At 32.8% G+C, this 13,031-nt stretch carries 1 protein-coding gene; it reads left to right on the plus strand.

What is annotated here, in order from left to right; genetic code table 11:
- Positions 1-13 precede the first annotated feature (13 nt).
- The gene (locus tag N456_RS00005) at positions 14-13,027 is read left to right on the plus strand and encodes a non-ribosomal peptide synthetase (protein ID WP_205410234.1); all 13,014 of its coding nucleotides are present in this window, start codon (positions 14-16) and stop codon (positions 13,025-13,027) included.
- Positions 13,028-13,031 lie beyond the last annotated feature (4 nt).

Here is a 13,031-nt window from a genome sequence, read left to right on the forward strand (position 1 = left end):
GGGTAATGGTAAGTTGGATAAGAAAGCATTACCAGCTCCAGATAGTTCAGAGTTATCGACAAGAGAGTATGTAGCCCCTCGTAATGAGACAGAAGAAAAGTTAGTTGCTATTTGGCAAGAATTATTAGGAGTAGAGCGTGTAGGAATAGAGGACAATTTCTTTGAGTTAGGAGGTCATAGTTTGTTGGCTACGCGTTTGGTTTCTATGATTCGTAAAGAATTATGCACAGAGATCTCTATCCGAGAAGTATTTTCACATACAACGATTTCTAGATTAGGAGAACATTTATTGACTCAATCTAAGGGAGTTTTACTACCAAATATTGAAGTAATGGATCGCTCGGATCGTATTCCTTTATCCTTTAGTCAGGAGCGGTTATGGTTTTTAGATCAGTTGCAAGGTAGTACAGAGTATCATATTCCTATTGTTCTTCGTTTAGAAGGGAGTTTGGATATCTCAATATTAGAGCAAACGTTACAAGAAATTGTTTCCCGTCATGAGGTTTTACGGAGTTTACTGGTTTCAGAAGAAGGTATCGGGTATCAAGAAATTATAGGAGCTGAGGATTGGTCATTGGATCGTATTGAAATAACAGATGAAACAGCATTAGAGAGTAATCTAGAGGACTATCTGACGCACCCTTTTGATTTATCAAAGGAGTATAAGTTACGATCATGTTTATATGCTTTAGGAGGTGATCAGTATGTATTAGCCTGTGTTTTTCATCATATCGCCAGTGATGGCTGGTCAGAGGGTATATTAGTTGATGAGTTTATGGAATTGTACAGCGCTTTACAATCAGGTCGTTCAGCTGATTTACCAGAATTACATTTACAATATTCAGATTATGCGATCTGGCAACGGAAATATTTAGAAGGTGCTGTTTTAGAGGATCAGTTATCGTATTGGGAAGACAAGTTAAAGGGAGTAAGTACCTTATCATTACCGACAGATTATGTTCGACCTTCTGTACAGAGTAATGCAGGGGGCAATATTTCTTTTGAGTTAGATGAAGAGTTAAGTAGTTCCTTAGAATCGTTGTGTCAAAAAGAAGGGGTAACGCTGTTTATGTTACTGTTAGCAGTGTTTAAGGTTTTATTATCTCGATATAGTGGAGAGGAAGATATTTGTGTAGGTACTCCTATTGCCAATCGTACGCAATCGGAGTTAGAGGGTATGATTGGATTCTTTGTCAACACGTTGGCACTTCGCAGTGATTTAAGTGGAGATCCAAGTTTTCAGGATGTTTTGAGGAGTGTAAAACAGACGACCTTAGAGGGCTATGATCATCAGTTAGTTCCATTTGAGAAGGTTGTGGATCGAGTGGTTACTACCCGAGATATGAGTATGAGTCCATTGTTTCAGGTATTGTTTGTCGTACAGAATACTCCAGATTCTTTAGGAGAATTAGGAATAGAAGATATTAGGATTTCTAATTATGATTTTGAAGTTGTTGCTTCAAAATTTGATTTAACATTCAATGTTTTAGAAGGTGATCAAGGTATTTCACTAGGGATCAATTACAGTACGGCATTATTTGATGAGGGTACGATTGATCGAATGCTATTGCATTATGAGTCATTATTGAAAAGCATTTGTAGAGACATTACTCAATCCATAAGTAGTTTGTCCATGCTTAGTAGAGCTGAGAAAGATGAGTTATTAACTGTTTTTAATGATACCAATGTTTCTTATCCTAAAGATAAAACGATAGTAGATTTGTTTGAGGAACAGGTGAGGCGCACACCAGATGCTATTGCAGTAGTTTATGATGGCGAAGAATTAAGTTACCAAGAGTTAGATAAGCGTTCGAATCAGTTAGGTCATTATTTACAAGCAGAAGGAGTTCAACCAGATGATTTGATAGGTATTTGTTTGGATCGTAGTTTAGAGATGTTAGTAGGGATTTTGGGTATTTTAAAGTCGGGAGGAGCTTATGTTCCAATAGATCCTGATTATCCTGAGGGTCGTATAGATTATATGGTTAGCGATTCAGGAGTTAATATGGTCTTGAGTAGTTCATCAAGAGCTAAAGTTCTAAATACTGTAGAGGGATTATCTGTTATTTTATTGGATACAGATTGGACTGTTATTAAAGATTTCTCTGAAGAATCACTTAGTGATGTGGTTTCTCCGTCTAATTTAGCATATGTTATTTATACTTCGGGAAGTACCGGTGCTCCTAAGGGAGTTTTGATATCGCATGAAAATGTAGTTCGTTTATTCAAACATGATTCATGTTTATATGATTTTAACTCTAATGATGTTTGGAGTTTATTTCACTCATTTTGTTTTGATTTTTCGGTTTGGGAAATATATGGATCCTTATTACATGGATCTCGTTTAGTAGTTGTACCTACAGCAGTAACAAAGGATGCTATTTCTTTTAGGGAATTATTAGTAAAAGAGGGAGTAACGGTTTTAAATCAAACCCCTAGCTCTTTTTATGGACTTCAGGAGGAGTTTCTTTCTGGAAATTTAAAACATTCTTTGCGTTATGTCATTTTTGGAGGAGAGTCCTTGAATCCATATAATTTAGGTAGTTGGAAGAATAGTTATCCAGATTGTAAGTTGGTTAATATGTATGGTATTACAGAGACTACAGTCCATGTTACTTATAAAGAGCTATTGGAGAGTGATGTAAATAGTTTGGTTAGCAATATAGGTTCAGCGATTCCTACCTTATGTTGTTATATAGTTGATGCTCATTTAAACTTAGTTCCCATAGGAGTTGAAGGGGAGTTGTGTGTAGGAGGACCTGGTTTATCTGTTGGATATTTGAACCGAGAAGACTTAACGAGAGAAAAGTTTATAAAAAACCCTTTTAGCGATGTTGCTACTTCTAGACTATATAGATCTGGCGATTTAGCACGTTGGTTACCAGATGGAAGTATAGAATATATTGGAAGGAAAGATGATCAGGTTAAGATTCGAGGATACCGGATTGAGTTGGGAGAGATCGAGCATGTTTTATCATCTTTATCTGGGGTTATCCACTGTTGTGTATTGGCCAAAGAAGATGGTATTGGTACAAATCGTTTGGTAGGTTATGTGGTATTAGAAGGAGCATTAGATAAAGAGGGATTACAAGACCAATTAAAGGTAAGCTTACCGGAGTATATGGTTCCTCAATTATGGATTCAATTAGAAGAGATGCCATTAACGGGTAATGGTAAGTTGGATAAGAAAGCATTACCAGCTCCAGATAGTTCAGAGTTATCGACAAGAGAGTATGTAGCCCCTGGTAATGAGACAGAAGAAAAGCTAGTTACTATTTGGCAAGAATTATTAGGAGTAGAAAAGATTGGTATACAGGATGATTTCTTTGAATTAGGAGGTGACTCTATTATATCGATTAGACTAATTTCTAAAATAAATGAAACTTTTAATCAACACATTCAATTACAAGACCTCTTTAAATATAGTAATATACAGAGTTTTTCTGCTTCAGTATTAAATAATGATACTGATAATCATAAAATTAAACAGCTTTATGAAACTGTAGAGTCAGAAATATCATCACTACGATTATCTGTATTGGAGTCTATAGAAGATCCTGATTTGATTGAAGATGTTTATCCTATGACTGATGTTCAGCAGGGTATGACTATGGAATCATTATTAGATCCTAGCTTAGCGGTTTTTCATGATCAGATGATATTTCCTATTAAAGATAAATCTTTTGACATTATTACTTTTAGAAAATCAATTGCGTTATTAATTGAAAAACATTCTATATTTCGTACTAGTTTTAATTTTTCAGATTATTATCAACCTGTTCAAATAGTATCTAAGACAATTTCTTTTGATATAGGGTATAAGGATCTAAGTTTGTTTGATCAACAAACACAAGAAAAGAAAATCGAAGAATTTCTTGTGTCAGAAAGAGAAGCTTCTTTTGTTACTAAACAAGTACCATTATATCGTTTTGATATTTTTACTATTGATACGTATAATAAGTTATTTATATACCAGTTTCATCATTCTATCATGGATGGGTGGAGTGTTGCTTCATTTGTTACCGAACTCTATAAAACCTATTATGAACTCAAAAAAAGAGATGATTATTACCCATCAATAATTGCTTGTAGTCAAAAGGATTTTATTATCAGGGAATTAGTAACTAAACAAGATGTTGCTGCGATTACTTTCTGGAAAGAAGAATTATCAGGATATAAGTATTTAGATATTTTTTCAGAAGCAACAGAAATATCAGAATATTACACAAAACAATATGATCTTGCTTTTTTGACTGATTTACAGAAACAATGTAAAGAGTACAATATCACATTGAAGACTATATTCTTTGGAGCATATATCTACGCATTGCAAATGTTTACTCATGAAGAGGAATTGACAGTTGGTTTAGTATCTAATAACCGTCCACAAATTAAAGATGGAGATAATGTTTTAGGATGTTTTTTAAATACCTTACCTGTGCGTTATACTTTTCAATCGGAAGAAAGTTGGGTGTTATATTTTAAAAGTGTTGAAAAAAAGATGAGAGATATACATCTTAATGGGCATTTAACATTTTTTGAAATCAAGCGCCTTATTGGAATAAATAAAGACGATTCTTTTTTTGATGCATTGTTTAATTACATTGATTTTCATGTATACAATGATATTATCCCAGAAAATTCTTCAACAGATGATTCACTATCTAATAATGATGATGATTTTGAAAAAGACTTAAATACATCTTCTTTTGAGCGAACAAGTTCGAGTTTAAATTTAACCGTAGATCTAACAGGGGATGCTGGTTTTAAGTTTGTATATGAATTACATAAGAACTTTAAATCAGAAATATCTTTAGAACATTTTCATAGTTATATTGATAATATTTTACATTGTTTTAATGACGAGTTAAATACTCCTGTTAGTAGAGAATCAATTCTGTCAGAAAAAGAATCAAAACAATTATTACACGATTTTAATGATACAACAGTAGCTTATCCACAGGATGAGACAGTAGTAAATTTATTTGAGAATCAGGTTAATAAGACACCTAATAGTATAGCAATAGTATTTGAAGAAAAGCAGTTAACTTATAAAGAATTAGATGAAAAGTCAAATCAATTAGCAAGTTATTTACAAAAGCAAGGGGTTACCAGTGAGAGTTTAGTAGGTATTTGTATAGATCGATCAGAGTGGATGATAGTTGGTATTTTAGGTATAATGAAAGCAGGCGGAGCCTATATTCCTATAGATCCTAGTTATCCAAAAGAAAGGATCGATTACATGATAGTAGATTCAGGTATAAAAGTCTTATTGACAGATCTCAATGTAGTTGAGTTCATAGAAGATAAGAATGATGTTAAGACTGTATTGTTAGATAAAGATTGGGAAATAATTACAAAGGAAAAATCTAAAAGATTATCAGTTTTGGTATCACCTAATAATTTAGCTTATGTAATTTATACTTCGGGTAGTACAGGAAATCCAAAAGGAGTGATGATAGAACATAATTCTTTGACAGATTATATAATTACTTTTATAAATTATTTTCAAATAACAGAGTCTGATTCTATCCTAAGTCAATCTACAATATCATTTGATACATCCATAGAAGAAATCTTCCCTATTTTAAGTGTTGGAGGTAAGTTAGTTATCTCTAAGAGTAATAAGGATTTCAATACGATTCTATCATTATGTGAAAAACATAAAATTACAGTATTAAGTACAAATCCGTTCGTAATTGAGTTTTTGAATTCAAATTCAGGAGTTAATTTATTTTCGTTAGAAAAAATAATTAGTGGTGGAGATGTTTTAAAATCATTATATATTAATAATATATATGATAAAATTTCAATTTATAATACATACGGCCCTACTGAGGCTACAGTTTGTGTAACATATTTTAGGATTAATGAATTTTCAAGTACAATTCCTATAGGAAAACCAATAGCCAACACATCACTATATATATTAGACGATAATGAAGATTTATTACCTATTGGAGTAATTGGAGAGTTATGTATTGGAGGATCTGGAGTTGCCAGAGGCTATTTAAATCAAGAAGCATTAACAAGAGAAAAATTTATATCCAATCCTTTTAAAGAAGGAGATAAGATTTATAAGACTGGTGATTTAGCGCGCTGGCTACCGGATGGTAATTTGGAGTTTATGGGTAGGAAAGATGACCAAGTTAAGATCCGCGGATATCGAATTGAATTGGGAGAGATCGAGCATGCATTGTCATCTTTATCAGAAGTTATACACTGTTGTGTATTAGCTAAAGAAGATGTGATTGGTACGAATCGTTTGGTAGGCTATGTAGTATTAAAAGAGGCATTAGATAAGGAAAATATCCAACAACAGTTAAAATTAAGATTACCCGAGTATATGATTCCTACGGTTTGGGTTACACTAGATAGAATGCCATTAACGAGTAATGGTAAGTTGGATAAAAAAGCATTACCGACCCCAGATAGTTCAGAGTTATCCACAAGGGAGTATGTAGCACCTCGTAATGAGACAGAAGAGCAATTAGTAGATATTTGGCAGGATTTATTGGGGATCGATAAAGTTGGGGTTCATGATAATTTCTTTGAGTTAGGAGGTCATAGTTTGTTAGCTACGCGTTTGGTTTCTATGATTCGTAAAGAATTATGCATAGAGATCTCTATTCGAGAAATATTTGAGTATACAACGATTTCTGCATTAGGAGAGCATTTATCAATTCAATCCGAAGGGGTTTTACTACCAAGTATTGAAGTAGCGGATCGCTCGGATCGTATTCCTTTATCCTTTAGTCAGGAGCGGTTATGGTTTTTAGATCAGTTGCATGGTAGTACCGAGTATCATATTCCTATTGTTCTTCGATTAAAAGGATCTTTGGATATATCAATACTAGAGCAGACGTTACAAGAAATTGTTTCACGCCATGAGGTTTTACGTAGTTTACTTCTTTCAGAAGAAGGTATAGGGTATCAAAAAATTATAGAAGCAGAGGGATGGTCATTGGATAGAGAAGAAGTATCAGACGAAATAGTATTAAAGAAAAATTTAGAAGACTATCTGATGCATCCTTTTGATTTGTCAAAGGATTATAAGTTACGAGCATGTTTGTATACTTTAGAGCATGATCAATATATATTAGCTTGTGTTTTTCATCATATCGCTAGTGATGGTTGGTCAGAAGGTATTTTAGTAAATGAGTTTGTAGAATTGTACAGTGCCATGACTCAAGGAAGGACTCCAAACTTACCTTTATTATCAATTCAGTATACGGATTATGCTATTTGGCAGCGTAAGTATATCTCAGGAGAAATTTTGGAGACTCAGTTGAGCTATTGGGAAAATCAATTGCGAGGGGTGACACCATTGCTATTGCCTACAGATTATATACGCCCATCGACTCAGAGTACATTGGGAGCTATCATGTCATTTCATTTAAATCAAAAACAGAAAGATTCATTAGATTTAATTTGTAAATCTGAAGGCGTTACAATGTTTATGTTGTTATTGTCTGTTTTCAAAGTATTGTTATATAAATATAGTGGACAAGAAGACATCTGTGTTGGTACACCTATTGCGAATCGTACACAATCAGAATTAGAGGGGGTAATAGGGTTTTTTATTAATAATTTAACAATACGTACTAAGATAAATTATGAAAGTACATTTAGGGATCTGTTAGTTCAAGTAAAAGAAACAACATTAACTGCTTATAGCAATCAAAATGCTCCATTTGAGAAAGTAGTAGACAGAGTTATGACCACTCGAGATGCGAGTATGAGCCCTTTGTTTCAAGCAAAATTTTTATTAGATAATGCACCAAAATCAACAGAAGTATCCTTAGAAAAATTGACTATAGATACTTATGAAAGAGCACATATAAGTTCTATATTGGATATCTCATTTAATGCAATAGAAACAGAACAAGAGATCTTTTTTAATATAGAATATTGTACAGATTTATTCAAAAGAAGTACAATTGAATCTATGAGTATTCATTTTAAAGAGATCATTGACAATGTGATTAAAAATGTAAATGAGCCAATAAGTACTCTAGAGGTGTTGCCTATTAAAGAAAAACAACAAATACTATTAGAGTTTAATGAAACACAGTTTGCTTATCCAAAAAACAAGACTTTAATTGATTTGTTTGAAGAGCAGGTTAATAGAACCCCAGATACTATAGCTATAGTATTTGAAGATGAAGCATTAACATATAAAGAACTTAATGAACAATCAAACTGTCTAGCATATTATCTGAAGAATACGGGGCAATTAGAGTCTGAAGATATAGTAGGTGTAATGATGAATCGTAGCATATGGTCAATTGTTTCCATGTTAGGGATTTTTAAATCAGGAACATGCTATTTACCAATAGATAAAGATTATCCGGATGCTCGAAAATCATTTATTATCAATGATGCTGATGTAAAATTGTTAATTATAGATTCAGAAAGCTTGTTTGAAGTAATGGACTATGATACAAAGATATTTTCAATAGACATAGAATTTGAAACAATATCAAAAGAAGTACCTACACTATTAGATCTAGATAGTAATGTTAAACCTTCGGACTTAGCTTATATAATTTATACTTCAGGGAGCACGGGTAATCCAAAAGGAGTTATGATAGAGCATGGTAGTATAGTCAATACGATATTATCACAAATTGATGTTTTTTCAGTTACTAAGGCTGATAGTTGCTTACAATATGCGAGTCATTCTTTTGATGCTTCTATATCAGAGATTTTTATATCACTATTATCGGGGTCAAAATTATATATAATAGAAGAGGAAAATAAACTTGATGTGAATTGTTTTGTAGATTATGTCGAAAAACATCAAATAACCATTGCCACTTTACCCCCAGCTTTCTTTACATTACTAGATTGTAACCAAATACAAAGTATAAAAACATTAATAACAGCAGGAGAAAAATCCCCAATAGAGCAAGCAAAATTATTTTCAAAAATAGGAAAATATATTAACGCTTATGGACCAACAGAAGCCAGTATTTGCTCTACTACTTTTAGTTGTGATATTGATACAATTGTTCCTATAGGTAGACCAATAGCCAATACTCAAACTTATATACTTAATGATAGTCAAAAGGTAGTTCCTATAGGAGTGATTGGAGAGTTATGTATATCAGGAGCAGGTTTGGCTAGAGGCTATTTGAACAGAGAAAATTTAACAAGGGAGAAGTTTATACCGAATCCTTTTATTGAAGGAGAACGATTATACAAAACAGGTGATTTAGCACGATGGTTACCTAATGGTAATATACAATATGTAGGAAGGAAGGATGATCAAGTTAAAATTAGAGGTTATCGTATTGAACTAGGCGAGATCGAGAGTGTTTTGACACAATTACCCGAAGTTAAACAAGCCGTAGTATTAGCTAACGAAGATATCAGTGATAGCAAACGTTTAATAGGCTATATCGTAACTGAAGATAATTTTGATAAAGAATCGATCCAAAACTCATTAAAAACACAATTACCAGATTATATGGTACCTCAATTATGGGTAGTATTAGATCATATTCCATTAACCAGTAATGGTAAAGTCAATAAGAAGGCATTACCTAGCTTAGAGTTATCTGATTTATCAAGTAAAGAATATGTAGAACCTAGGAATGAAAAGGAGTCTCAATTGGTAGAGATTTGGAAGAATTTATTGGGTGTTGATAAGGTTGGGATTTATGACAATTTCTTTGAGATGGGAGGTCATAGTCTATTGGCTACTCAATTGGTTTCTATGATTCGTAAGAAGCTGTTGATAGAGATTGAAATTGCAGATATTTTCACATATACTACGATTTTTGCTTTAGGAGAGTATTTATCAGTTCAATCCGAAGGAGTTTTACTTCCGACGATTGTTGTAGAAGATCGTCCTGTTCGTATTCCTTTATCTTTTAGCCAAGAGCGGTTATGGTTTTTGGATCAGTTAGGAGGTAGTATTGAGTATCATATTCCTACTGTTTTTTGTCTTAAGGGGGCTTTAGATATATTAATATTAGAGCAATCCTTGAAGGAAATTGTTTGTCGTCATGAGATATTGCGTACTGTAATAAGATCTGATAATGGTATTGGCTATCAGGAAATCATTCCATCAATGTCATGGAGACTAGATCGAGTTATAATAAATTCAGAATCTAAATTAGAGGATATAATAAATAATTATCTTATGAAACCTTTTGATTTATCAAAAGATTATATGCTAAGAAGCTGTTTATATGATTTAGGTAATGATCAGTATGTATTGACTAGTGTTTTCCATCATATTGCCAGTGATGGGTGGTCTGGAGGTATATTAATGCACGAGTTTATGGAGCTTTATAGAGCCCTACAATCTGGCCGTCCTGCTGTTTTACCAGAGTTACACTTACAATATGCAGATTATGCGATCTGGCAGCGAAAGTATTTAGAAGGAGCTGTTTTAGAAGAGCAATTATCATATTGGGAAGAAAAACTGAGAGGAGTAAGTACCTTATCATTACCAACGGATTATGTTCGTCCTGCGGTACAGAGTAATGCAGGAGCTAGTATTTCTGTTAAGTTAAATAAGGAAGTAAGTAACTCATTAACTTCTTTATGTAAGGAAGAAGGTGTTACATTGTTTATGTTTTTATTATCAGCTTTTAAGGTTTTATTGTCTCGATATAGTGGACAAGATGATATTTGTGTAGGTACATCTATTGCCAATCGTACACAATCGGAGTTGGAGGGTATGATAGGATTTTTTGTAAATACATTGGCACTTCGTAGTGATTTGAGTGGAAATCCCAGTTTTAGAGATGTATTAGCTACTGTAAAACAGACAACTTTAGAAGGATATGATCATCAGTTGGCGCCTTTTGAGAAGGTTGTGGACCGATTGGTTACTACTCGGGATATGAGTATGACTCCATTGTTTCAGGTGTTATTTGATTTTCAAAAAGAAGAGGCAAGCGATAGAAAAGAAGAGAGCGTATTAGCAGGAGTTACATTATCAGATTACGAGTTTGATACTGACACAGCCCAATTTGATTTAATATTCAGTACATCAGAAGGTCAAAATGGTATTTCACTAGAAATGAATTACTGCACAGCTTTATTTACTAAGAGAACTATTGATGGTATGCTATTGCATTATCAGGAGTTATTATTGAGTATTGTGAGTGATATGAATCAACCTATAGGAGGTCTGTCCATGCTTACTTCAGAAGAGACGCATCAATTATTACATGAATTTAATGAAACAACAGTAATTTATCCCAGAGACAAAACAATAGTAGATTTATTAGAGGAACAGGTTAAGAAGACTCCAAATAATATAGCTATAGTTTTTGAAGGAGAAGAATTGACTTATAAGGAACTAAGCGAAAAATCAAACCAATTAGCACTTTATTTACAGCAGAACTATGATTTGACATCAAATGATATAGTAGGGATAATGTTAGATAGAAGCATTTGGGCCATTATTTCAATATTAGGTATTTTGAAAACAGGCGCTTGTTATCTCCCTATTGATAAAGAATATCCAGACATTCGCAAATCATTTGTTATAAATGATGCCAATATAAAATTACTCATTATAGAGTCAGAAAGTTTATTTGATGTAATAGATTATACGATACCTATTTTTTCAATAGACATAGAGTTTGAAACCATCTCAAAAGAAGGTTCAACATTATTAACTATAAATAATGATGGTATTAAATCTTCAGATTTAGCTTACATAATTTATACCTCAGGAAGTACAGGTCATCCAAAAGGAGTAATGATAGAGCACTATAATTTGGTAAACTATTTATTGTATAGTATAGAACATTATGGAGGAAAAGATAGTTATTACAGTTTTCCATTATTCAGTTCATTATCATTTGATTTAACACAAACCAGTATCTATTTGACACTTTTAACAGGAGGGCAGTTGCATATTTACAGGGATAATAATGTTAGCTCAGTATTACAAGACATCGTTTTAAATGATGCTATTAATTCAATTAAATTAACACCAACACATCTCTCTTTTTTTAGTGATTTAGATAATTTTAAATTAAAAAGATTCATCATAGGAGGTGAACAATTAACACATTCAGATTTATCTAATTTAGGACAATTAGATCCATTAGTAAAGTTGTTTAATGAATATGGTCCTACAGAAGCTACTATTGGTTGTACGGTATTAGATGTTACAAACTATCAATCCTTAGATCGTATACATATAGGTCGTCCTATGGGTAATACAAGTATCTATATCGTAAATGAAACCTTAGAGTTATTACCCATTGGAGCAGTTGGGGAGTTGTGTATAGGAGGAGATGGTTTAGCTCGAGGTTATTTGAACCGAAAAGAATTAACCAAGGAAAAATTCATTTCCAATCCTTTTGTGGAAGGCGAGAGATTATACAAGACAGGGGATTTAGCACGATGGTTACCAAGTGGTGATATTGAATTTGTAGGTAGGAAAGATGATCAAGTTAAGATCCGAGGTTATCGTATTGAGTTGGGTGAGGTTGAGAATGTTTTGACTCAATTACCAGATGTTAAACAAGCTACAGTATTAGTCAATTCAGATATTAAGGGTAACAATCGATTAGTTGGTTATGTGGTATTTGAAAATGATTTTGATAAAGAATTGATCCAAGACTTATTAAAGGCAAAATTACCAGATTATATGATTCCACAATTATGGGTTGTATTAGATGATTTTCCATTAACGAATAATGGTAAAATAGATAAGAAGGCACTACCAGATCCAGAGTTGTCTGATTTATCAAGTAAAGAATATGTTGCTCCAACTACAGATATAGAAATAACGTTAGTAAAAATTTGGCAGGCTTTATTAGGTCTAGAACAAGTAGGGATACAAGACGATTTCTTTGAGTTAGGAGGACACAGTTTATTAGCAACCCAATTAGTCTCTATGATCCGTAAGGAGCTATCTATAGAGATATCTATTCAAGAAATATTTGAACATACAACAGTTGTCGAGTTAGCGTCACTTATTGAATTTTTTGAACAAGATATTAATGAAGAAGAAGATAAAGAAAACTATAACGTAACTATTGAAATATAATTTC

The sequence above is a fragment of the Aquimarina longa SW024 genome (assembly GCF_001401755.1).
In the GTDB taxonomy this organism is placed as follows: Bacteria; Bacteroidota; Bacteroidia; order Flavobacteriales; family Flavobacteriaceae; genus Aquimarina; species Aquimarina longa.